This is a genomic window from Nocardia grenadensis (genome assembly GCF_050942415.1).
GTDB lineage: Bacteria > Actinomycetota > Actinomycetes > Mycobacteriales > Mycobacteriaceae > Nocardia > Nocardia grenadensis.
Map to the genome: position 1 here is coordinate 5,219,487 of NZ_CP192054.1, position 22,716 is coordinate 5,242,202.

Sequence of the window (22,716 nt, forward strand, 5' to 3'; positions counted from 1 at the left end):
GGGCCGGGTCGCCACCCCGCGGCCCGGCCGGTCGCGGCGCGTCTCCACTGCGGCGGCCCGGCGCACGGGTCATTCCGCGACGCGAGGATCCGCGCTGCCGCGGTCGATATGGCCGAGATCGCGCTCCGGGGCGATCCGATCGCGGACCCGCTGTTTGAGTACCGCGATATCCGGAAATCCCCCATCGGCCCGGCGCTCCCACACCTGGGTGTCGTCGACCGTGATGCGGAAGACGCCACCCTCGCCGGGGATCAACGCGACCTCGCCGATATCGGTGGTGAAAGTGGTCAGCAATTCCTGGGCCATCCAGCTCGCACGCAGCAGCCAACGGCACTGGGTGCAGTATTCGATGGCGATACGCGACACGACAGGTACATTACCGGCGGACCCGACGGGTGGCCGGGCGACCGGCCCGGCCGGTCACCATCGGTCGACCTCCCCGTCCACGTACTGCCAGCATCCATCGACCCGCAGGAATCGGCTGATCTCGTGCAACCGGCCCCGGCCACCCGGATCCCGATAATGCGCGGTGAATTCGACGGTCCCGGATTCGTCGAACGGACCGCCCCCGGACGCGTGCAGGATCTCCACGAACAGCCAGCGTCGGGCAGGGTCCGGACCGAGTTCGGCGGGCCGCGTACCGGCGTGCCAGGTACGCAGCAGGTAGCCGGTATCGCCCACCGCGAAGGCGGTGAACCGGGACCGCATCAGCGCTTCGGCGGTGGGTGCCGGGCGACCTGCCAGCAGCGGTCCGCAGCATTCACCGAAGATATCGCCGTGGCGGCAAGGGCACGGCTTCGTATCGTCCACCTCCCGATTGTGCCCGGCGGGCGCCGGCCACCTCGGACACCGCCCGCTCATCCGGATACGGCGGCCAGTTCGGTGGCGATCCGGACGGTGTCGTCGCGCCAGCGGCGCAGCTCGGTGACACCGGGCGCGAGCTCGTAGTCGTGGTGATGGGTGGCATGCGACAGCGCGGTCCACAGGGCGGCGATCCGGGCGGCGGTGAGCGGGTCGGTCACCACGCGCAGCGCCAGCAGCTGGGCCCGCATCGGACAGCGTGCGAGGTCGGGTTCGGTCCGCGACCACAGATCGTCCACCGACTGTTCGAGCGCGATTCGCAGAATCCACGCGGTCGCGCGTGACCAGACACCGCCGGCGGCGGGCACCGAACCGTCCAGCAGGCGGTCGACCACCGCCAGCCTTTCCCCGATACCGGGCCGCGGGCCGGGGTCACCGGTGGGGCCGGACCGTACCGGCCGGCCGTCGGTCCGAAAGCCGCGGCCGCCACCCCCGCGCCGCCCCGAGCCCCGGCCCCGGCGTCCGCTCACCCCGCCAGCCACTCGGCGAAACGTTCGGTATCGGCGATCAGCTCGGCGAGATCGCGGTCGATCGGGACATGGGCACCGGCGGTGGCATCGCGCACGACCTCGACCGCCCAGCGCCCCTCCTTGGCCAGCTGTTTGTTCAGGTCCTCGATCCGGCGTCCCGGCCCCAGCACCGCGAGGGTGACCATCGCCCGGGTCGATTGGGCCCGGTCGATCCGTCGCTGTACCTCCCGGTGATCCATACCGCCGGCCAGCAGCACCCGCTTGGCCCGGGCCAGACTCGCCGCCTCCAGCGCGGAACGGCAGCAGGTCGCGACGAGTTCGTCGGCGATGGCCCGGGGCAGCTGCGGGGTTCGCAGCAGCGCGCGCGCGTCGTCGAGGTAGCGGTGGACGGGGTCGCTGGACAGCCGGATCTCCACCACCGAGCGTTCCCGGCGCTGCACCTCGACGATCCGGGCGTCGATCTGCATCCGGCGTACCGCCTCGGCGAGCCGGTCGTCGTGGGTGAACACCACCACCTGCCGCTCCCAGGCGACGGTGGCCAGCACCCGGGCCAGCCCGTCCACCTTCGCGGGATCCATCGCCTGCACCGGATCGTCGATCACCACGAACCGGAACGGGCTCGCCGCGACGGTCGCACGCGGCAGGAACAGGGCCAGGCCGAGCGCGTGCAGCTCACCCTGGCTCATCACCCCGAGCGCGGCGCCGTCCACATCGTCCACGGTGACCTCCAACTGCACCCGGCGCGCGCTGTTCGCGTTGCCCTGCAGATGGATGCCGCCGAGTTCGACGCTGCTCTGCTGGCGCAGGGTCTGCCACACCCACCGGGCCGTCCCGGCCAGCGGGGCCAGCCGCTCGTCACGCACCCGCGCGGTGGCCGCTTTCAACCACTCTTCGGCCGCGCGGGCGGTCTGTCGTTCCGCGGCCTGCGCCGCGACCGTGCCGGTGAGTTCGAGCCAGGCCCGCAGGCGCGGCGCGAACGGCGCCCATGCCTCGTCGAGCCGATCCAGTTCCTTACCGGCGCACCGCTGGACGAAATCCAGTTCGGCGGACAGATGCTCGTGCACGGCACGCAACCGATCGGGCAGTTCCCCCGGATCTTCCGATTCGGGCAGCCCCACCCAGCGGGCCCATACCTCGCCCAGTGTCACGGTGTCCAGGCCTGCGGTATCGGCCGCGGCCAGTGCCGGCGGGAGCTCGCCCGTGAGCACCCGCAGCTCCACCAACGCCCGGGTGAGCTCGTCGCGCGCCCGGACGAGATCGGCCGTCCGTAGCGACAGTCCGGCGATCGCGGCCGCGGTATCGAGCAACCACTGCCGATCCAGCGTGCCGCCCCCACATACGGGGCAGGGCGTGGTGCTGTGCTCGTCGGTATCCGGGCCCGTCCGTGTGCCGGCTGCGGAGAACAGTGGACCGGCGGGACGTGTGTCGGGCGTCCCGGGCCGCCCGTGCGTGGTGACGTGCGTGTACGCGGCGCGCAGCACCTCGAGGACGCGCAGGTCCGCGGCGACCTCGGGTGCGGTCGCCGCGGCGACCGCGGCAGCCGCGGTGGCGATTCGGGCCGCCAGCGCCGCTATCCGCTCGGCCGACGGTAACTTCAGGGCCAGTACCGCCCGCAAGGCGGCCGGTTCCGGCCCACCGGCGGTATCGCCTACCAGCGCCTCGAGCGCGCCGATATCCGGGGCCGGCTCGCGCAACAGCGCGACCGCGCGCCGCGCGCGCTGATCGGCGACCTCGGCGAGTTCGGTCAGCAGGGTCTGCCTGTCCCGGCGCGCGGTCCGGGCTGCGCGCTCGAGGTCCAGGCGGCGGACCCGGATCCGCTCGTGCGCGACGATCAGTTCGTCCAGGCCGAGCAACTGGTGCAGCGCGTCGAACAGTTCGCTGGGCTTCCCGTCCACCAGCGCGCCGAGTTCGCTGTAGGACAGGAACGGCCGATACAACTCCAGGGGCAGCGCCCAGTCACCGCTCGCGAACACCTGCTCGGGCCCGTCCCCGCGCCGCTGGGTCCAGGTGCCGCCCGGCAGCGGTTCTTCGGCGTCCCATTCCCGGGCCACGGTCAGCGCGGGTTCCGGCCCGTCGGTCCGCAGTTCCAGTTCCACCCGGACCGGGCCGGACCGGTGCAGGTTGCGCCAGCCCTCGCGCCACGCGGTCGAGCGGCCGTCCCAGCGGCGATTTCCGCCGGTCAACGCGAGTTCCGCGGCTTCGGCGAAACTCGATTTCCCGCTGCCGTTGCGGCCGGTCACCAGTGTCAGCCCCGGGCCGGTGGGCAATTCGAGCGTGGTCTCCGGGCCTATACCACGGAACCCGCCCACCCGGATGGTGCGCAGGAAGACACCGTCGAGGACGCAACCCGTTGCGCTCGCCATCGATTCGGCGGAGCCGGGCGGCGGGTCGAGGGCCGCGCGGACGAGCGCGGCCACCGCGGTGGGAATATCCGGATCCGCATCGATGCGACGCTTTATCACGTCGGCGGGCCGGACGAATGCCGCCCCGGATTCCTTTCCCACAGCGTTCACGGAAGTTCTCCACCCCCTCGAGGCCACACGCCTGTCGAGCCCCCGTGTGTGGTCGTACGGTCGAAAGCTGTGCGAAACGCTACCCGATGGCGGCCGTTCCGGACAGAGCCGGTTCCCGGCTCTGTCCCGGACGGTTGCGATACACCACGCCGGAACCGGGCGCGGGGAAGTACGCACGGCCGGCGGCTCGAACGTGCCCGCGGGGATGGGATCTGGTCATCGGCCGACCCGACCGGCTGCCGATGGCCACCCCTCGCCAACCCCGTCGGGCAGCTCGTCGGTGTGTCACCCTTCAGGGGTGGCTCGGTCTGGCCGAACAGAACAGAATGCCAGACTCGATCGGATCACGCAACATTTACGGAATTTCCCGGAGCCTCGAATGTGGTTCGGCGCCAAGCGCTTCCACCCGTGACCATGCCGCGGAGAGATTCTGTCGGTGCGGTGCGATAGAAATCTCTCGACCGAGAGACGGGGGCATCATGACCGACCGAAACGAGTCCGCCGGATGACACAACGGTGGAGCGAGAACCAGGTGACAGCACTCGCGCCCGATACGAGTTCCCTCACCGCCGCCCGCAAACTGGCCGGAAAGTGGTCCGGCACCGGCTGGTCCGGGGCCACACTGTGGGGCTTGTGCAAGGGCAGCGGGCAAACCCCGTACCAGACGATCGTCGATCTGGCCGGTCCCGCTTTCCGCTGCTCCTGCCCGAGCCGCAAATTCCCGTGCAAACACGCCCTGTCACTGCTGCTGATCTGGTCGTCGGGCACGGTCGCGGAGTCCGCCGAAACCGCCGATTTCGCCGCCGAGTGGGTCGGCCGGCGGACCGCGAAGGCGGCCGCACCACCGAAGCGGCCGCGCGGCGGCGATCCGGCTACCGCGCAGCAGCGGCAGGAACGGGTGAAAGCCGGTCTGGCCGAACTCGATACCTGGCTCACCGACCAGATCCGCACCGGGCTGGCCCAGACGGATCGTTCCCACGCGGCGTTCGAGGCGGTGGCAGCGCGGCTGGTGGATGCCCAGGCGCCCGGCCCGGCCGCTGCGGTGCGCCGCCTGCCCGACGCGGTGGTGCGCCGGGCGAACTGGCCCGAAGTGCTGCTGGGCCGGTTCGCCTGGCTGCACCTCCTCATCACCGCCCATACGCGACCGGACACGCTGCCCGCGCCGCTGGCGGCTGCCGTCCGCGGCCATATCGGCTATCCGGTTCCGGCGGAAACGGTGCAGGCCGAACCCGCCGTAACCGACCGGTGGCTGACCGTCGGCACGCGCACCGTGGAAGAAGACCGGTTGCATACGCGCCGGACCTGGCTCCACGGCATGCGGACCGGCCGGTGGGCACTGCTGGTGGATCATTCGTTCGGCTCCCCCGTCTTCGCCGCCGACACCCCGCCGATCGGCCTCGCGGCCGAGTACGCAGTGCACTTCTATCCGGTCGCGGCGCCGCTGCGCGCGGTGGTCGGCCCGGTCCGGGACGAGGCGGCACCCACTGCCGCGGAACCGCCGGAGACCGCCGGGGCAGGGACCGTCGCCGCGGCGCTGACGGATTTCGCCACGGCGGCTGCCGCCGATCCGTGGCTGGAGTCCTGGCCCGTACTACTGCGCGGGGTGACACCTGTCCGGGAGGGCGAGGACTGGCTGCTCGGCGAAACCGACGGCACCGCGCTGCCGCTGGCGGAGCCCGCACAACCGTGGCGGCTGCTCGCGCTGTCCGGCGGCCGGCCGGTGACCGTCTTCGGCCTCTGGACGGGCCGGCGGCTGGAGCTGATCTCCGTCCTGGCCGACGGGGAGTTCCACGATGCGGGGCCCGCCACGGAGGCCGCCGGCTCCGCCGTCACCGCCACACCGGAGGCGGCGTCGATCGCCCTGCTGGGTACCGCGCGCGGTGCGGCCACTCCGCCGGGGATCGGTGCACCGGTCGCCGCGGCCGTCGCGGCGCTCCCGGAGCACGATGCCGCGCAGCGACTGCTCGCGGCCACCGCGCTGGAGATGGCCTGGGCGCGCGGCGGCTATCTGCCCCGCCGGGTCGAGGTATCCGCTGAGCCGGCCGCCGACGACCCCCGACCGGAACTCCCTCGCGCGGCCGCCGACCGGCTGGCCCTGCTGATCGAGTACCGGCCGGAATTCCTGCCCGAATGGTTCGCCGCCGCCGCGCCGCACGAATACCGCGCCCCGCACCGGCTGGTGGGAACGCTGCTCGCATTCGCCTCGGGCGACAGCGGCACACGCGAGGCGGCCCTGCGGCTGGCCGGCGCCCGCGGCCGCTGGCTGGCCGGGTGGATTCCCCGCTGGCACGATCTGGCCCGGCGGGACACCGCCGAGCCCGAACCCACCGAGGAGACCTGGCATCTGGGCCGGCCACCGGAACGGCTCGCATGGCTGAACGCGCTGCGACACCGGGATCCGGCTGCCGCCCGCGCCGCCCTGACCGAGGCGTGGCCGCGGGAATCGGGTGCGCCGAAGGCCGAGTTGCTCCGGGTACTCGCCGACGGGCTGGGCCCCGCGGACGAGGAACTGCTCGAGCGCGCGCTGGGCGATCGCCGCGGCGATGTGCGTCGTACCGCCGCGGAGTTGCTGGCCCGGCTGCCCGACTCGGCGTTCGCCGCGCGGATGGCCGCGCGCGCCGCCGACTGGATCGAATGCGGCGAGACCGGGGCAGGCCGGGGAACCGAGCTTTTCGTCGGCATTCCCGAGACGCTGGACGAATCGGCGATCCGCGACGGTTTCACCGACGGCACCACGGAATTCGGTTACCGCTGGAACGGACAGCCCGATCTCACGGCGACCCGGCTGCGGAAACTGGTGGCCGCACTACCGCTGAGCTACTGGACCGGTCCCCTGGGCGCTCCGGCCCGCGCCGTGGTGACGCAGGTGGACGACCGTTTCCGGCAACCGCTGTTCGACGGCTGGATGGATGCCGCCCTCGCCCAGCGCGATATCCGCTGGGGGGAGGCGCTGTTCACCGCCGGGATGCCGTCGAACCTGGCGATCCTGCGCCGGCGTGAACTGTTCGCGCTGCTCCCGCCCGGCGACCAGCTGCGTCATCTGCTGGGGCTGGGTACCTCCTGGCTGTCCGAACTGGAATCCCTGCTGCCCGCGGTGGCTCGTCCCTGGCCACCGGAATTGGCCCGCCATCTCCTGCACCTGTTCGAGGAACGGGCCCGGACCGCCGCAGCTCGGCCGGGCACACCCGGCACCAATCCCAGCGCACACCGTTCGCTGTTGCACACCGCCACACTCCATCTACCACCCGAGTTCGCGGGCGAGGTCACCGCGCTGGCGGGCCGCTGCGAAGCCGACGAGTGGGCCTCGGTCCTCGAATTCCTCGCCCACGACCTGCACCGACGATCCGCAATGCTCGAGGAGCTCCTATGACCACCGCCGTCACCGAACCCGCCCCGGCGCTGCTGCGCCCGCACGCCGAACAGGCCTTCGCCGACGAACTGCGTGCTCTGATCGCCGTGGACGATCGACCGCGACCGCCGTCCTGGACCATGTCGCCGTGGGCGGTGGTCACCTATCTGCTGGGCGGTGCCCTCCCCGACGGCACCGTGATCAGCCCCAAATACGTGGGACCGCGCCGGCTGATGGAGGTCGCCGTCGCGACCCTGGCCACCGATCGCGCCCTGCTGTTGCTCGGCGTCCCCGGCACCGCGAAGACCTGGGTCTCCGAACATCTCTCGGCCGCCATCAGCGGGTCGTCCACCCTGCTGGTCCAGGGCACCTCGGGAACCGCCGAGGAAGCCATCCGCTACGGCTGGAACTACGCCCGGCTGCTCGCCGAGGGCCCCAGCGATGCCGCGCTGGTGCCCTCGCCGATCCTGAACGCGATGCGTTCCGGCGCGATCGCCCGGCTCGAGGAACTCACCCGGATCCCGTCGGACGTCCAGGACGCGCTGATCACCATCCTGTCGGAGAAGACTCTGCCGGTTCCCGAACTCGGGAGGGAAGTGCAGGCCGCCAAGGGTTTCAACATCATCGCGACCGCCAACGACCGCGACCGCGGCGTGAATGAACTGTCCTCGGCCCTGCGCCGCCGGTTCAACACCGTCGTTCTCCCGCTGCCGGGCAGTGAAGCCGAGGAGATCGATATCGTCACCCGCCGGGTCGAGCAGCTGGGGTCGGCGTTGGAACTGCCCGAGGTCCCGGCTGCCGCCGAGGAGGTGCGCCGGGTGGTGCGTATCTTCCGCGAGCTGCGCGCGGGCCTCACCGCCGACGGCCGGACCAAGCTGAAGTCTCCGTCGGGCACACTCTCCACGGCCGAGGCCATCTCCGTGATCACCAACGGTATGGCACTGTCGGCGCATTTCGGTGACGGTGTCCTGCGAGCTGCCGATATCGCGGGCGCGGTGATCGGTTCGGTCGTCAAGGATCCGGTGGCCGATTCGGTGGTGTGGACCGAATACCTCGAGGCCGTCGTGCGCGAACGCCGCGAATGGGCCGATTTCTACCGTGCCTGCCGGGAGATCAACAAATGAGCCCCGCGCAGGCCGGCGAACCCGGCGAGACCCGGGTCTTCGGGATACGGCACCACGGCCCCGGATCGGCGCGGTCGTTGCGCCTGGCGCTGGAGGAGTTCCGGCCCGACACCGTACTGATCGAGGGCCCGGCGGATGCCGACCCCCTGGTGGTCCATATTGCCGCCGCGTCGATGGCACCACCGGTCGCCCTGCTCGGTTATGTCTCCGACGAACCCGCCCGGGCCGCGTTCTGGCCGTACGCGGTGTTCTCCCCGGAATGGCAGGCGCTGCGCTACGCGGTCGACAATGAGGTACCCGTCCGGTTCTGCGATCTTCCCGCCGCCCAGGTCCTGGCCGTCGACGACCGCACCGGTGGCCGCGACGCGCTGGCCGAACTGGCGGCCGCGGGCGGTTACGACGATGCCGAACGCTGGTGGGACGCGGTGGTCGAATCGACCTCGGACATCGGGACCTTCGAGGCCATCACCGAGGCCATGGCCGCGCTCCGCGAGACCGCGATCATCGAACCGGAGACCGATACAGGCGCCGGCCCGACCGATGTGCCCGAATCCGGGCTCCGCGCCGGCGATCCGGGGTACCCACCGGCCGGCGGGTTCCGGATTGCTTCCGTCGATGAGGTCGGCGATGGTGCTCCCGGTGCGCCGCCGGCCGCGGCACTTCCCGGCGAGTTCCCGGCCTCCGATGCGGTCGGCGATCCGGCCCCACCACCACCCGAGCCGCTGATCCTGGACCGGCACACCCTGATCCGTGAAGCCCATATGCGACAGGTCCTGCGCAAGGCACGCAAGGACGGCGCCCGCCGGATCGCCGTGGTATGCGGCGCCTGGCACGCCCCCGCGCTCCAGGAACCGCTCGGGCCGGCCGCGGCGGATCTTCGCCTCCTGAAAGGCCTGCCCAAGGTCAAGGCCACGCTGACCTGGGTGCCGTGGACGCATTCGCGGCTCGCCGCCGCCTCCGGTTACGGCGCGGGAGTCACCTCACCCGGGTGGTACCACCACTTGTTCACCGAGACCCAGCGTCCGATCGCATCCTGGCTCACCAAGGTCGCGAGCGTATTGCGCGGCCACGACCTGCCGGTCTCCAGTGCCCACATCATCGAGGCCGTACGGTTGGCGGAAACCCTGGCGGCCCTACGGGCCCGCCCGCTGGCCGGTCTCTCCGAGGTCACCGAGGCGACCCGCGCGGTGCTGTGCGAGGGCGACGATACGGCGCTGCGCCTGGTCGGGACGGAACTGGTGGTGGGCGAGGCGCTCGGCGCGGTACCGCCCGAGGCGCCGACCGTGCCACTGGAAGCCGATCTGCGGGCCACGGCCCGCACCCTGCGGCTGAAACAGGAAGCTCTGGTCCGCACGCTGGATCTCGACCTGCGTAAAGAACGCGATATCGGCAGGTCGCGGCTACTGCACCGGCTGCGGCTGCTCGGCGTGCACTGGGGCACGCCCAGCGCCGGAATCGTGCAGTCGAAAGGTACATTCCGGGAGACCTGGGAGCTGCGCTGGGAACCGGAGTTCGCGGTCCGGGTGATCGAGGCCGCCCGGTGGGGTACCACGGTGCAGGCGGCGGCCGAGGCGAAAATCCTCGATACGGCCGCGCGATCCGGCAGCGGGGTCACCGAACTCACCGAGGCGCTGGAATTCGCGCTGCTCGCCGAACTGCCGGGCGCACTCGACGGGCTCATCGCCCGGCTCGGTTCGGCGGCCGCGGTGGACCACGATATGACCCACCTGCTGGCGGCGCTGCCGGGCCTGCTGCGCACACTGCGGTACGGCGACGTGCGCGGCACCGATACCTCGGCGCTGACCCATGTCGCCGACAGCATGCTCGTCCGCATCTGCGCCGGTCTACCCGCCGCGGTCACCGGGCTCGGCGACGACACCGCCGCGGCGCTGCGCGATCAGCTCGATGCCGCCACCACCGCTATCCATACCCGGGACCACGCCGAATCCACCGAACGGTGGCTGGCGGTACTGGCCCGGCTGGCCGACCGGCCCGACGTGCACGGCCTGCTGGTCGGCCGGACGGTACGCCTACTCTGCGACGCCGACCGGATCGATACCGAGGAGGCGGCCCGCCGGTTGGCGGCGGCGCTGTCGGTCGGCAATACCGCGGCCGCCAAGGCCGCGTGGGTCGACGGTTTCGTCGGCGGCCGCGGGCTGGTCCTGGTCCACGATCGCGCCCTGCTGCGGCTTATCGACAGCTGGCTCGCCGATCTGACCGAGGAGCAGTTCGTCGAGGTCGTGCCGCTGCTGCGGCGGACCTTCGGTGCCTTCGAATCCGGGGAGCGCCGCGCGATCGGCGAAGCCGTACGTGACGGCCGCCCGGCCGCGACCGCCGCCGCGGCCACCGAAATCGATCCGGTCCGCGGCCTGCTCACCCTGCGCGCCGTCGCCGACATCCTGGGAGTCCCCGCTTGACCAATCCCCCGCCCGAAGGCGGGGGGAGTTCCCTTCCGGCTCGCGCCGGAAAGCTCCTGCTTCACAGCCGACCGCCCGTCCGGAGGGCTCCCGTTGAGGTCTTATACCGGCTCCACAGGCCGACACCGCCAGCCCGGCGGCCAGCTACGGAGGATCTGATGACCACCACCACACTGCACGGCCGCACCGACGAGGCCCGGCTGCGCCGCTGGCGCCTGGTGCTCGGCGCGGCCGCCGAACCGGCGCTCGGCGCCCTCGGCACCGCCGACGACAAGGCCATCGACAAAGCCCTCGGCGCGGTCTACGACAGCGGTGGCGGCACGGCCCGCTCCCGCGGTGACCGGGCCGGCGGCCTCGGCGGGTCCGCGCCGCGGGTCGCCCGCTGGCTCGGTGATATCCGTACTTACTTCCCGTCGACGGTGGTCGAGGTCGTGCAGCGGGACGCGGTGGAGCGGCTGAACCTCACCCAGCTGCTGCTGGAACCGGAGCTCATGGAGGCGGTCGAACCGGATGTGCATCTGGTCGGCACGCTGCTGAGCCTGAACCGGGTCATTCCGGAAACCACGAAGGCCACCGCCCGGATGGTGGTGTCGAAGGTGGTCAAGGAGATCGAGGAACGGATCGCGACCCGTACCGTGGCCGCGGTGAGCGGGGCGCTCAACCGGTCCACCCGGACCTCCCGGCCCAAACCGCGCGATATCGATTTCGACCGCACCATCCGCAAGAATCTCGCCAATTACCTGCCCGAACAGCGCACCATCATCGCCGAACGGCTGGTGGGTTACGGGCGGCGGGCCCAAGCGGTGCATCGTGATGTGATCCTGGCGATCGACCAATCCGGTTCCATGGCCTCCAGCGTGGTCTACTCGTCGGTGTTCGGCGCGGTGCTGGCGTCGATGCGGTCGCTGCGCACCTCACTGGTGGTTTTCGATACCGAGGTCGTGGACCTCACCGAGAAGCTGTCCGACCCGGTCGATGTGCTGTTCGGTACCCAACTCGGCGGCGGGACCTACATCAACCGGGCCATCGCCTACTGTCAGTCGCTCATCACCCGTCCCACCGACAGCCTGTTCTTCCTGATCTCCGACCTGTACGAGGGCGGGGTCCGGGAGGAGATGCTGCGCCGCGTGCACGCCTTGAAGGAATCAGGTGTCCAGGTCGTCGTGTTGCTCGCGCTCTCCGATGACGGCGCGCCCTCCTACGATCGCGAGAACGCCGCGGCGCTGGCGGCCCTCGGTGTGCCGGCCTTCGCCTGCACCCCCGACCGGTTTCCGGAGCTGCTGGCCCAGGCGCTGAACCGGGGGGATCTCATGCGCTGGGGAACCGAGCACCGCTGAACCCGGCGCGCACTCCGTGGTCCGGCCCGGGCGGACCGGACCACGGAGCCGGACTCACAGGTCGGCGATGGCGGCCAGCGGCGGGGTGCGCGCCGCCCGGATCGCCGGCCAGAGCGCGGCAAGCACTCCCACGATCGCGGAGCCGACCAGCATGTACACCAGCTGATCCCACGGCACCGCGATCTGGTCCAGCCCGAGATCGCGCAGAGTGCGCAGGAATCCGACGCCCAGCCCCAGGCCCAGGATCGCCCCCACGAGAGCACCGAACACCGCGATCAGCATGGATTCCAGGTAGATCGTGCGGCGTACCTGCGCCCGCTGGGTGCCGACCGCGCGCAGCATGCCGATCTCCCGTCGGCGCTCCACCACCGACAGCGCCAGGGTGTTCACGATGCCCAGGACCGCGATCACCACCGCCAGCGCGAGCAGGCCGTACAGAATGGCCAGCAGATTGTTGATCTGCTTGGCGTTCTCGCCCTTGAATTCCTCGCGGTCCTGGACCTGCACGATCACGAATTCCTCGGTGGCCTGCTCCAGATCGGTGCGCATGGACGCGAGGTCGGTCCCCGGCCGGGCCTTGATCAGTACCGCGACATCGGCCCGCAGGGAGACCGGCACCGCCCGCTCGTATACCGTCGACGGCACCATCAACGGGCCCAGGACCTGCGAATCCGTGTAGACCCCGGCAACCGTCAACGGAATCTCGGTACCGTCGAGGGTTTTGACCGGTAGCCGGTCACCGGTGGTCACGCCGTGCTGGGTCGCCTCGTCCTGGCCGAGCAGGATTTCGGAGTCGCCGAGGGTGGAAGAACCGCTCAGCATGTCGAGGTTCACGACCTGGTCCAGGGGGCCGTCGGGCGAGGTGCCGAATTCGTCGTCGTCACCGATCTTCAGCGCCAGCCCGCGCAGGCCCACGGTCTGCGCCGCCTCGGGCACCTTCGCCCGCACCGCGTCGGCGGCGCCGGTCGGCACTCCCATCATCTGCGGCCCGGTGAGGACGTAATCGGCCTCGATGCCCTGGTCCACCACTCGGGAGATACTGACCTTCGCCGATTCGCCGAGCATGCCGATGGCGGTGACCAGCATGAGCCCCAGGGTCAGTGCGAACGCGGTGGCGGCGGTGCGACGGGGATTGCGGGTCGCGTTGTTGCGCGCCATTCGCCCGATCGACCCGAACGGCCGGATGAGCAGGCCCAGTCCGGCCAGCACCGGACGCGACAGCGCGGGCGAGGCGAGCAGCACCGCCAGAATCAGGCCCAGCGCCCCGACACCCACCACGGCGGCCGCCCCACCACCGGTGTAGCGGGCGCCCAGCACCACCAGCCCGATTCCGGCGACCGCCAGGACCGCACCGGTCACCGTGCGCACCCGCAGCGTGTCACCGGCGGAGGCGAACTCCTCGCGCATGGCCTGGACCGGCGGGATCCGGGAGGCGCGGCGGGCCGGCGCGTACGCGCTCACCACCGTCACCAGCAGGCCGACCGCGAAGGCGACCGCCACGGTCCGGGGCAGCACGGTCATCCGGCCCGTCGGCAATCCGAGATCGAACGCGTTCAGCAGCCCGGCGAGCCCGTAGGCGAGCCCGATACCGGCCAGCAGGCCGAGCAAGCTGCCGAGCACGCCGACGACCAGTGCCTCCCCGACCACCGACCGGCCCACCTGACCGCGGCTCGCGCCGACGGCCCGCAGCAGCGCGAGTTCGCGCAACCGCTGTGCCACCAGCATCGAGAAGGTGTTGTAGATGATGAAGGTGCCGACGATCAGCGCGATGGCACCGAAGGCCAGCAGGAAGTAGTTCAGGAAGTTCAGTGCCTCGGAGAGCTGGGCCCGCATATCGGCGCGCACCTGGTCACCGTTCTGCACCTTGTAGTCCGGGTACAGCATGGACAGCCGGTCACGCAGGGTGTCCCCGGGTATGCCCTGGGCCGCGATATCGACGTAGGCGACGTGGGTCCCGTCGGTGAACAGTTCCCGGGCCTGCGCCTCGGTGAACTGCAAGCCGATAAAACCGCCGGTATCGGACGGCGGCGCGTAGATGCCGGTGACGGTGACGTCGATCGGGCCGCCGTGTGAGGGGACGAGCACTTTGGTGTGGTCCCCGACCTTCAGGCCGGCCCGATCGGCGGCACCGGTGTTGAGTGCTATCTGGCCGGGTTCGGCAGGGGGTACACCGGCGACGAACGGATCGGGTTCGGCGACCGCCTGCTGCGGCGGGATATAGGCCTGCCCCGTACTGGGCGCGCCCCCGGTCTGCACCGCTTTCTTCCCGGACGGATCGAGCAGTACCACCGACCCCTGGATACCGGGGGCCACAGTGCGGACCCCGTCCATGACGGCGATCCGGTCGACCACGTCCTGGGGGATACCCGCGGACTGCCGCTCCTCCGGGCTCACCCGCACATCGACGCCCTTGGCCTCGTTCGCGAAGATTCCGTCGAAGGTGCGCTGCAGCGTATCGGTGAAAACGAACGATCCCGCGATGAACGCGGTCCCGAGCACCACCGACAGCAGCGTCAGCACGAGCCGCACCTTGTGCGCGGCGAGATTGCGCAGTGCCACCCTGCGCATGGGATGGGCGGCCACTACCGGACCGCCCGCGCCGGCCGGGGACGCTCGCACATTCCGGGGTGCGTCACCGGACCTCCAGGGCTTTCATCCGGTCCAGCACCGAGTCGGCGGTCGGATCCCGCATCTCGTCCACGATTCGGCCGTCGGCCAGGAAGACCACGCGGTCGGCGTAGGCGGCGGCGGTGGGTTCGTGGGTGACGATGACGACCGTCTGACCGAATTCGTCCACCGCCGCCCGCAGGATCGACAAGACTTCGCCGGACGAATGGGAGTCCAGGTTGCCGGTCGGTTCGTCACCGAAGATGATCTGCGGTTTACCCGCCAGCGCCCGCGCGCAGGCGACGCGCTGCTGCTGACCGCCGGACAGTTCGCTGGGCCGGTGGCCGAGCCGGTCCTCCAGACCGAGCCGCTTCAGCACAGTGTCGATCCATTCCGAGTCCGGAGCCCGGCCGGCGATATCGAGCGGCAGGGTGATGTTCTCCAACGCGGTCAGCGTCGGGACCAGGTTGAAGGCCTGGAACACGAAGCCGACGCGGTCCCGGCGCAGCGCGGTCATCTGTTTGTCGGACAGGTCGGTGAGCTCGGTGTCCCCGATCCGCACCCGGCCGGAACTGGCATCGTCCAACCCCGCCAGACAGTGCATGAGGGTCGATTTCCCGGAGCCGGACGGCCCCATGATCGCGGTGAACTCGCCCCGTACGAAATCGACCGTTACCGCGTCCAGCGCGGTGACCCGCGTATCCCCGGACCCGTAGACCTTGGTCAATTCGATGGCGCCGGCGGCGACGGTGGACGAGGAGCCCGGCTCGGCCGGGTCCACGTCGACAGCGTGAGCAGTCATGGGTCCAGTGTGTCGGGCCGCCGCGACCCGCGCCATCCGGGATCGCCCTGACCATTCGTACACCTGGAGGATCGCCGGGTACGCGGGTGGGATGACACCCACCGGTGAAAACGAAACGGCGGGCCGCACCTGCCGTGGGGCCCGCCGTTATCGCTTCGTCACTCAGTTCAGCGGTGCCGACTTCCACCAGGTCAGCATCTCGTCGATGGTGCCGACGATGCCGTCGGTGTACATCAGGTATTGGGCTCGTTCGGGATGATTGGTGAACACCGTGACCATCTTCGGGCCGTCGCTGTCCCATTTGTAGTTGGTGTAGGTTTGGCCGCCATTGGCGTCGGTGGATTTCTCCGAGGTCGCGGGCAGTCCCTTGACCACCGATTCCACATCGGCCGCGGAGGCGTAGGCGTAGATCCGGTAGAACGGATCGTCATTGTTGTTACCGCCGTAGCAGCGCCACTGCCAGGCCCATTTACCGAAATCGGGTTCGCCGTCGTCGGGGCTGGGTGTGTAGCTGCTGTCGGTCTCCCAGCATTTCGCGTCGTGGTATCCGACCTCCGCGGAGGTCGACGCGGGCACCAGCCGCGGGAACTCCTTGCTGATGGAGTCCGCGGTGGCCGGGACCGGGGCCACGGTGGTCTGGGTACTGGTGCCGGCGGCCGTGGAGTCGGTTCCGCCGCCCCCGCTGCTCCCGGCGAGGGCCACCACGCCGATGACGACGCCGATCAGCACCACGAGCCCGACACAGAGGGCGACGACGAGCCCGGTGTTCGACTTGGGCGGGCGCGGTGCCTGCTGGACCTGCGCCATCGGCTGGGGATAGCTCGTGGGCTGGGCGTATCCGCCCGGCGATCCGCCGCCGTAGGGCTGACCGACCGGGGTCGTGTACCCGAGCGTGCCGCCGTAGGGCTGCTGTTGCCCGTCACCCGGCCCCGGCTGGAATCCGCTCGCGTACTGCGGCGCTCCGCCGGCATAGGGCTGGCCCTGGACACCACCAGCATAAGGCTGGCCCTGGACACCACCGCCATAGGGCTGGCCCTGCACATTGCTCGCATAGGGTTGCGCCGGTGCGCCCCCCGCGTAGGGCTGGGGCGCCGCGGTGCTCGGGTACTGATTGGCCCCGCTGTTGTACGGCCCGGACTGATAGGCCGGGTTCACCATGGTGGGCGGCGGTACGGCCAGCGGGATCGCCGGAGAACTCGGCGAGGTCAGTGCCTGTTTGGCGGCTTCGGCGAAGTCGGTACAGGAGGTGAACCGGTCGTCGGGTCGCTTCGCCATCGCCTTGGCCAGGACCGCGTCCAAGGACGGCGGCAGTTCCGGCCGGGCCGCGCTCAGCGAGGGCGGCGGCGACTGCAGATGCCCCTGGATGACCCCCGCCGGGTTCGTGGAGGTGAACGGTCCGCTGCCGGTGAGCAGCCAGTACAGCGAACAGGCGAGCGAATACTGGTCCGAGCGGTGATCGAGATCGGCGCCGGTGAGCTGTTCGGGTGAGGCGTAGGCCAGCGTGGCCGTGAACGTACCGGTCTGGGTGAGGTGTCCGGTGTCGTCGCGCAGCCGCGCGATACCGAAATCGGTCAGGTAGACGCGTTCACCACGGCCTCCGGTCGAGCGGGCCAGCAGGATATTGGCCGGTTTCACGTCCCGGTGCATCACGCCCATACCGTGCGCGTAGTCGAGCGCGGATGCGGTTTCGGCGATGATCTGGACAGCACGTTCGGGCGGCAACTTCTGCGGATCCACCGAGGCGGCGTCGATACCGTCTATGTACTGCATCGAGATCCACAGCTGTTCGTCTTCGAGCCCGCGGTCGTAGACCGTGACGATATTGGGGTGGTCCAGGCGGGCGACCAGATCGGCCTCCCGTTCGAACCTGGCGCGCACCTCCTTGTCGAAGAACATCTCGCGGTTCAGCAGCTTGAGCGCTGTCATCCGCGGCAGCCGCGGATGTTTCGCGAGGTAGACCGAGCCCATCCCACCCCGGCCGAGTTGCCGGTCGATGACATAGCCGGCGAAAACATCGCCGTTGGCCAGCATGTCTGCTCCAATTCCCGCCTGCGGGACCGGGACCCACCGGTACGCAGGCGTAGACGAAAAGCGTGTCCGGACCGTGGCGCTCCGGGCACGCGAAATCATCGAAACCATAGCAGCAGTGGATCGAGCGCCGAGGGCTCTCACCGGTCCACATACGCAGCCGCAACACCGCCGCTACACGGATACCGCGCTACCGGCGCGCACGGAACCTCCGGCCCGGGCGACCGCCCGCGACGGTGCGGGACCCGGCGCTATGGCGCGGCGCCGGGATCCCGGGGCGGCCGGTGGGGTTGCGCCGGCGGCGGGGTCGCCCTGGGGCGGTTGCGGAAGCCGGGCAGATCGATGATCGCCGGTTCGGCCGGACTCGAACGGTGCGGCCGGGCCGGGCGGGTGGCCCGTTCGTCCGCCGAGGACATGAGGTCGGGCGCGTGCCGGGTATCGGGACCCGGCTGCCGGAACTCGGCCGAACCCGGTGGCGGCCCCGCCGTGGCCGGAGGCCGATGGTCACCGGGCCCCGGAGGCGGGCCTGGCTGCCGGTATTCCGCGGACCGGTAGGGCGGGGCCGCGCCCGGATGCGGGTATTCAGTGGACGGATACCGCGGCGGCGGACCGGGGCGGCGGTGTTCGGTGGCGGGATACGCCGGCAGCCGCCGCATCCCGGGCTGCCGGAACTCCCCCGATCCGTACCCCGGAGCGGGTCCGGTCGGTGCCGGATACCGCTGGGCGGGCCGCAATCTGACTCCCGGCGGCCCGCCACGCGGTCCCGGCGGGCGCAGTGTCCGCGCGGCGGCCGTCGCGAATTCGGTACAGCTGAGGAACCGGTCGGCGGGATTCTTGGCCAGTGCCCGTGCGAGGACCTCGTCGAGCCCCGGCGGTAGTCCGGGCCGGATCCGGGTGAGCCGGGGCACCGGCGTGGTCAGATGCGCCTGGATGAGCTCGGCCGGATTGTTGCCGCGATACGGCCCCGACCCGGTGAGCAGCCAGAACAGGGTGCAGGCCAGTGAGTACTGGTCGCCGCGGTGGTCGAGTTTCGCGCCGGTCAACTGTTCGGGTGCGGCGTAGGCCAGCGTCGCGGTGATGGTGTCGGCGGCGGCGATGGTGGTTTCGGCGTCGCGCACGCCCGCGATACCGAAATCGGTGAGCAGGACCCGTTCCGGCTGTCCGATGGGCGGTTTCGCGAGCAGGATGTTGCCCGGTTTCACATCCCGGTGCAGCACTCCGTTGGCATGGGCGAAGTCCAGGGCGATCCCGGTATCGGCCACGATCTGGACCGCCCGCCGGGGGTCGAGGACGTGCAGGTCCACCAGCGAGGCGTCCGAACCCGGGACGTACTGCATCGAGATCCAGAGCTGTTTGCCCTCGGCGCCGCGGTCGTAGACGGTGACGATATTGGGGTGCTCGAGCCGGCCCGCCAGTTCGGATTCCCGTTCGAACCGCAGGCGGATCTCCCTGTCGGAGTAAAGGTCCGGGTTCAGCAGTTTCAGCGCGACCAGTCGCGGGAGCCGTGGGTGCCGGGCGAGGAACACCATGCCCATACCGCCGACGCCCAGCCGCCGCCGGATGGCATAGCCCGCGAAGTCGTCACCGGGCTCGAGCATGGCCGATTCCCCCTCGTCGGGTCGTACGCGTGTCTTCCGGTGTATCTTCCCGCACCGCCCGGGCGCAACACGAGGGCCGGTTGTCGGTGCGGGCCGATAGTCTGACGCCATGCGCATTGGAGCACATGTCCGCACGGACAGCGACCCGATCGGGTACGGCGAGCGACTCGGCGCCGATGTCGTCCAATTGTTCGTGGTGGATCCGCAGAGCTGGGACAAACCCACGCCGCATCCGGCGACCGAGCAGATCCTGGCCAGCCCGATCGATGTGGTGGTCCATTCCTCGTATCAGATCAATGTGGCCAGCACCAACAACAGGCTGCGGATGCCCTCCCGTAACGCCGTGGCCCAGCAGGCGCGGGCGGCGGCCGATCTCGGCGCGTTCGGGCTGGTGGTGCACGGCGGTCATGTGCGCAACGACGACGAGATGGCGGCCGGTTTCGTCAACTGGCGCAAACTGTTCGAGCGCCAGCAGGACAAGGGCGGTTTCGCGGTTCCGATCCTGATCGAGAACACCGCCGGCGGCAACCATGCCATGGCCCGGCATTTCGACAGTATCGCCCGCCTCTGGGATGCGGTCGGCGACTACGGGGCCGGGTTCTGCCTCGATACCTGTCACGCCTGGGCGGGCGGGGAGGATCTGGTGGGCGTGGTCGAGCGGATCCGCGGCATCACGGGCCGGATCGATCTGGTGCACCTCAATTCCTCCCGGGACGCGTTCGATTCGGGCGCCGATCGGCATGCCAATTTCGCCGAGGGCACCATAGATCCGGATCTGCTCACCGAGGTGTGCCGGACCGCCGACGCGCCGGTCGTGCTGGAGACCCCCGCCGAGGGAATCGCCGACGATCTGGCCTATCTGCGCGAGCATCTCGGCTAGCGCCGCGAAGCTCCCGGTTCGTGCCGGCCGGGGCATACCGAATCATGACGGCGACGCGGCGCCCGGATGATCGCACGTTGTGATCAGCGCGACCGCAATCCTGTTCGGTGCGGGGCCCCGGTGATGTGCTCGAGAGGCGAACGATTCCGCTCTCGATCCGTGAGGTGCCTCATGACATCCGACAACGCCACCCCCGCCACCCTCCCCACCGTGGTCAAGCTCGGATCCAAGATCGGAGCGCGCGTCGACGGGGTACGGCTGGGCGGTGATCTCGGTCCAGCGGCCGTCGAGACCATCCGCAAAGCACTGGTGGAACACAAGGTGATCTTCTTCCGCGGCCAGGATCAGCTCACCGAGGACGGCCAGTACGAATTCGCCGAACTGCTCGGCAGCCCGACCACCCCGCATCCGACGGTCACCTCGCACGGCGAGAAGACCCTGGCCATCGACTCGGAGTACGGCAGCGCCAACAGCTGGCACACCGATGTGACCTTCGTGGACCGCATCCCGAAGGCGTCGATCCTGCGGGCGGTGACCCTGCCGTCCTACGGCGGCTCCACCACCTGGGCCTCCACCGTGGCCGCCTACGAATCGCTGCCCGAGCCGCTGCGGCTGCTGGCGGAGAACCTGCGGGCGGCGCACACCAATGTCTACGACTATGTGGGCCGCCACGGTGAGCACCCGGACCAGAAGACCCGGGAGCACCGCGCCGAGTTCGAATCCTCGCTCTACGAAACCGAGCACCCGGTGGTGCGGGTTCATCCGGAGAGCGGCGAGCGCGCGCTGCTGCTCGGCCATTTCGTGCGCAACTTCGCCGGCTTCTCGACCACGGAGTCGCAGACGCTGTTCCGGCTCTTCCAGGATCGGGTGATCCGGCTGGAGAACACGGTGCGCTGGGAGTGGCAGCTCGGCGATGTCGCGATCTGGGACAACCGCGCCACCCAGCACTACGCGGTGAACGATTACGACGGACAGCCGCGCCGGCTCACCCGGATCACGCTCGCCGGCGATATCCCGGTGGGTGTCGACGGCCGGCCGAGCGCGGTAATCACCGGTGACGCCGGTCACTACTCGGTGGTCGAGGCGCCCCGCGCGCTGGCCTCCTGAGCCGGTAGGTCCCGCGGCCGGGGCGAGCGCCGAGGTCCGCCGGGAAACCCGGGTGCGACCGGCCGCGGGGCCATCCGCCAGACTGGGGGCCATGACTTACTGGCCACCGATAGGTTCGCCCCAGGCGGCACCGGGCGCTTCCGGGGCCTTCCCGGCCGATTCCGGGGCCGGCGTCGCAGACCGGGCCCGGACCGCCATGCGCCGCCCGCACGACGGTGGCGCGGGGGCCGCCCGATGAAACGACGTCGCACTGCCCGCGGCCCACGCAGCCGCAACCGTCACGAGCTGCGCGCCCCCGCGCACCGGCGGCCGACGGTCCATCCCAACCCCGCGGGTCTCAGCGACAAACCCTGCGGCGGCGTGATGTGTGTCCGTCCCGGGCCGGGACAGCCCGAGGCCGGGTCCTAGTACCGCTGCTCCCTGCTCAGCGCATACCGGGCATACCACCGAAGAGGAACTCGAATACGGTCGGATGGTTCTGGTATATCCGGGTGGAGGGGATGAACGGATTGACCTCCGAGGTGTCGGTGACCACGTAGTCGGAGTGGCTGCCCGGCACCCGGTCCAGGACGCCCGCGCAGCGCGGGCCGCCGGTGGCATTCACCTTGGGTAGATCGTTCGGGTACTGGTAGGCCTCGGCCCCGTACATGAAGCTGGCGTTGAACGAGGCACCCGGGTTCCGTCCGCCCATCAGGTCGTCGGCCAAGGGCATCGCTTTGGCCAGCCCGCGAATGACGCAGTCCAGCGAAGGTTTGTAGGCGTCGAGCAGATCGGTGGTGGGCCGGAGCAGGTCCAGCGCGGTGGCCAGGTTCTGTTCGTTCTCGGTCAGGACCGCGCCGGTGGTATCGGAGAGGCCGATCGTATCCAGCAGCAACGCGTCGAAGCTCTGCTCGTTGTCGGTGAGCGTGTGGCCGAGGGCGGTGGCATTGTCCACCGTGCGCAGCAGATCCGGCGCGGTATCGGCGTAGAGGTTCGTCACTGCGGCGGTGGCCTGGAAATCGTGCTGGAGTGCGGGGATGCTCGGATTGATCTCGCGCAACAGCCGGTCGGCGTTCACCAGCAGATCACCGAGTCGCTCACCGCGCCCCTGGAGCGCGGTACCGAGCGCAGTGAGCGTGGCATTCAGTTTCGTCGGTTCGACCATGTTCAGGACTTCGGTGAGCCGCTCGAACAGCGTGTTGAATTCGACGGTCACCGATTCGCCACGCAGAACCTGGCCCGGTTGCAGACGGCCGGCGGGCTGGGCCGGTTCGACGAAGTTCACGTATTTGGCCCCGAAAACCGTGGTGGAGCGAATATCGACCCCGGCGTTGCCCGGGACGAGCCGCATCAGATCCGGGTTCATATCGAGTTCGAGGCGGACCTCCCCGTTACCGGATTCGATCTTCCCGACCCGGCCGACCTCCGCGCCCCGGAATTTCACCTTGGCGTCGGGATCCATCACCAGCCCGCTGCGCGGTACCACGACCGACACCGGTTCCTTCGGCGTGAACCCGCCGAAGAACATGACCAGCGAGAAGACCACGGCCGCGGCGATGACCACCACCATCCCCAGTGCCGCGAGCTTGTACCGCACGGCGGCCCAGACCTTGTGCCGTGTCGTTGTCGGCCGATCGGACCGAT

General features: G+C 70.3%; 15 protein-coding genes. 6 read left to right on the forward strand and 9 right to left on the reverse strand.

The genetic code is table 11. The features are described from left to right. Positions 1-69: 69 nt before the first annotated feature. From ACQPYS_RS23970 to ACQPYS_RS23985, 4 genes are all read right to left on the reverse strand, one after another. Positions 70-366 carry a SelT/SelW/SelH family protein gene (locus tag ACQPYS_RS23970; RefSeq protein ID WP_063039286.1) on the reverse strand — a complete coding sequence of 99 codons (297 nt, stop codon included), beginning with the start codon at positions 364-366 and terminating at the stop codon, positions 70-72. Positions 367-420: 54 nt separating this feature from the next. Further along, positions 421-861, reverse strand: coding sequence for a YchJ family protein (locus ACQPYS_RS23975; RefSeq protein ID WP_084481506.1), 441 nt, complete (start codon positions 859-861; stop codon positions 421-423). Then, positions 858-1,196, reverse strand: coding sequence for a hypothetical protein (locus ACQPYS_RS23980; RefSeq protein WP_245664686.1), 339 nt, complete (start codon positions 1,194-1,196; stop codon positions 858-860). Before ACQPYS_RS23980 ends, ACQPYS_RS23975 begins: the two co-directional genes overlap by 4 nt. A gap of 131 nt (positions 1,197-1,327) precedes the next feature. Further along, entirely contained in the window at positions 1,328-3,844 is a 2,517-nt protein-coding gene (locus tag ACQPYS_RS23985) for an AAA family ATPase (protein WP_433490881.1), read from the reverse strand. Positions 3,845-4,349: 505 nt separating this feature from the next. Here ACQPYS_RS23985 and ACQPYS_RS23990 point away from each other — a divergent pair. The 4 genes from ACQPYS_RS23990 to ACQPYS_RS24005 all read left to right on the forward strand — a co-directional run bounded on the left by ACQPYS_RS23990 (position 4,350) and on the right by ACQPYS_RS24005 (position 12,071). Next, positions 4,350-7,214, forward strand: coding sequence for a DUF5691 domain-containing protein (locus ACQPYS_RS23990; RefSeq protein WP_433490882.1), 2,865 nt, complete (start codon positions 4,350-4,352; stop codon positions 7,212-7,214). Beyond that, complete coding sequence (locus tag ACQPYS_RS23995) at positions 7,211-8,317, forward strand: ATP-binding protein (protein ID WP_063039292.1); 1,107 nt, start codon at positions 7,211-7,213, stop codon at positions 8,315-8,317. The genes ACQPYS_RS23990 and ACQPYS_RS23995 overlap by 4 nt, the downstream gene beginning before the upstream one ends. Then, positions 8,314-10,734 (forward strand): DUF5682 family protein, encoded by a 2,421-nt coding sequence (locus ACQPYS_RS24000; protein WP_433490883.1) that lies wholly within the window; start codon positions 8,314-8,316, stop codon positions 10,732-10,734. Before ACQPYS_RS23995 ends, ACQPYS_RS24000 begins: the two co-directional genes overlap by 4 nt. A 158-nt stretch (positions 10,735-10,892) precedes the next feature. Further along, positions 10,893-12,071: a VWA domain-containing protein gene (locus ACQPYS_RS24005; RefSeq protein ID WP_433490884.1), complete on the forward strand. Its 1,179-nt coding sequence runs from the start codon at positions 10,893-10,895 to the stop codon at positions 12,069-12,071. A 54-nt stretch (positions 12,072-12,125) separates the two neighbouring features. Here the strand turns inward: ACQPYS_RS24005 and ACQPYS_RS24010 are convergent, their stop codons facing one another. From ACQPYS_RS24010 to ACQPYS_RS24025, 4 genes are all read right to left on the reverse strand, one after another. Further along, positions 12,126-14,639, reverse strand: coding sequence for an ABC transporter permease (locus tag ACQPYS_RS24010; protein ID WP_431941362.1), 2,514 nt, complete (start codon positions 14,637-14,639; stop codon positions 12,126-12,128). 64 nt (positions 14,640-14,703) lie between these two features. Next, positions 14,704-15,480, reverse strand: coding sequence for an ABC transporter ATP-binding protein (locus ACQPYS_RS24015; RefSeq protein WP_433490885.1), 777 nt, complete (start codon positions 15,478-15,480; stop codon positions 14,704-14,706). A 162-nt stretch (positions 15,481-15,642) separates the two neighbouring features. Continuing rightward, entirely contained in the window at positions 15,643-17,511 is a 1,869-nt protein-coding gene (locus tag ACQPYS_RS24020) for a serine/threonine-protein kinase (RefSeq protein WP_063039302.1), read from the reverse strand. 248 nt (positions 17,512-17,759) lie between these two features. After that, positions 17,760-19,106 carry a serine/threonine-protein kinase gene (locus ACQPYS_RS24025; protein WP_433490886.1) on the reverse strand — a complete coding sequence of 449 codons (1,347 nt, stop codon included), beginning with the start codon at positions 19,104-19,106 and terminating at the stop codon, positions 17,760-17,762. Positions 19,107-19,215: 109 nt separating this feature from the next. Between ACQPYS_RS24025 and ACQPYS_RS24030 the strand changes: the two genes are divergently transcribed. Continuing rightward, positions 19,216-19,986 (forward strand): deoxyribonuclease IV, encoded by a 771-nt coding sequence (locus ACQPYS_RS24030; RefSeq protein ID WP_431941340.1) that lies wholly within the window; start codon positions 19,216-19,218, stop codon positions 19,984-19,986. 171 nt (positions 19,987-20,157) lie between these two features. Next, positions 20,158-21,093, forward strand: a complete 936-nt coding sequence (locus ACQPYS_RS24035) for a TauD/TfdA dioxygenase family protein (protein WP_433490887.1) — start codon at positions 20,158-20,160, stop codon at positions 21,091-21,093. Positions 21,094-21,517: 424 nt separating this feature from the next. Here ACQPYS_RS24035 and ACQPYS_RS24040 read toward each other — a convergent pair whose 3' ends face one another. Continuing rightward, positions 21,518-22,669, reverse strand: a complete 1,152-nt coding sequence (locus tag ACQPYS_RS24040) for an MCE family protein (RefSeq protein ID WP_433490888.1) — start codon at positions 22,667-22,669, stop codon at positions 21,518-21,520. Positions 22,670-22,716 lie beyond the last annotated feature (47 nt).

Bases quoted from the DNA above. Each gene is read 5' to 3' on its own strand.
- ACQPYS_RS23975 (WP_084481506.1), bottom strand. From the start codon at position 861: ATGAGCGGGCGGTGTCCGAGGTGGCCGGCGCCCGCCGGGCACAATCGG.
- ACQPYS_RS23990 (WP_433490882.1), top strand. From the start codon at position 4,350: ATGACACAACGGTGGAGCGAGAACCAGGTGACAGCACTCGCGCCCGAT.
- ACQPYS_RS23995 (WP_063039292.1), top strand. From the start codon at position 7,211: ATGACCACCGCCGTCACCGAACCCGCCCCGGCGCTGCTGCGCCCGCAC.
- ACQPYS_RS24000 (WP_433490883.1), top strand. From the start codon at position 8,314: ATGAGCCCCGCGCAGGCCGGCGAACCCGGCGAGACCCGGGTCTTCGGG.
- ACQPYS_RS24005 (WP_433490884.1), top strand. From the start codon at position 10,893: ATGACCACCACCACACTGCACGGCCGCACCGACGAGGCCCGGCTGCGC.
- ACQPYS_RS24010 (WP_431941362.1), bottom strand. From the start codon at position 14,639: ATGCGCAGGGTGGCACTGCGCAATCTCGCCGCGCACAAGGTGCGGCTC.
- ACQPYS_RS24015 (WP_433490885.1), bottom strand. From the start codon at position 15,480: ATGACTGCTCACGCTGTCGACGTGGACCCGGCCGAGCCGGGCTCCTCG.
- ACQPYS_RS24020 (WP_063039302.1), bottom strand. From the start codon at position 17,511: ATGCTGGCCAACGGCGATGTTTTCGCCGGCTATGTCATCGACCGGCAA.
- ACQPYS_RS24025 (WP_433490886.1), bottom strand. From the start codon at position 19,106: ATGCTCGAGCCCGGTGACGACTTCGCGGGCTATGCCATCCGGCGGCGG.
- ACQPYS_RS24030 (WP_431941340.1), top strand. From the start codon at position 19,216: ATGCGCATTGGAGCACATGTCCGCACGGACAGCGACCCGATCGGGTAC.
- ACQPYS_RS24035 (WP_433490887.1), top strand. From the start codon at position 20,158: ATGACATCCGACAACGCCACCCCCGCCACCCTCCCCACCGTGGTCAAG.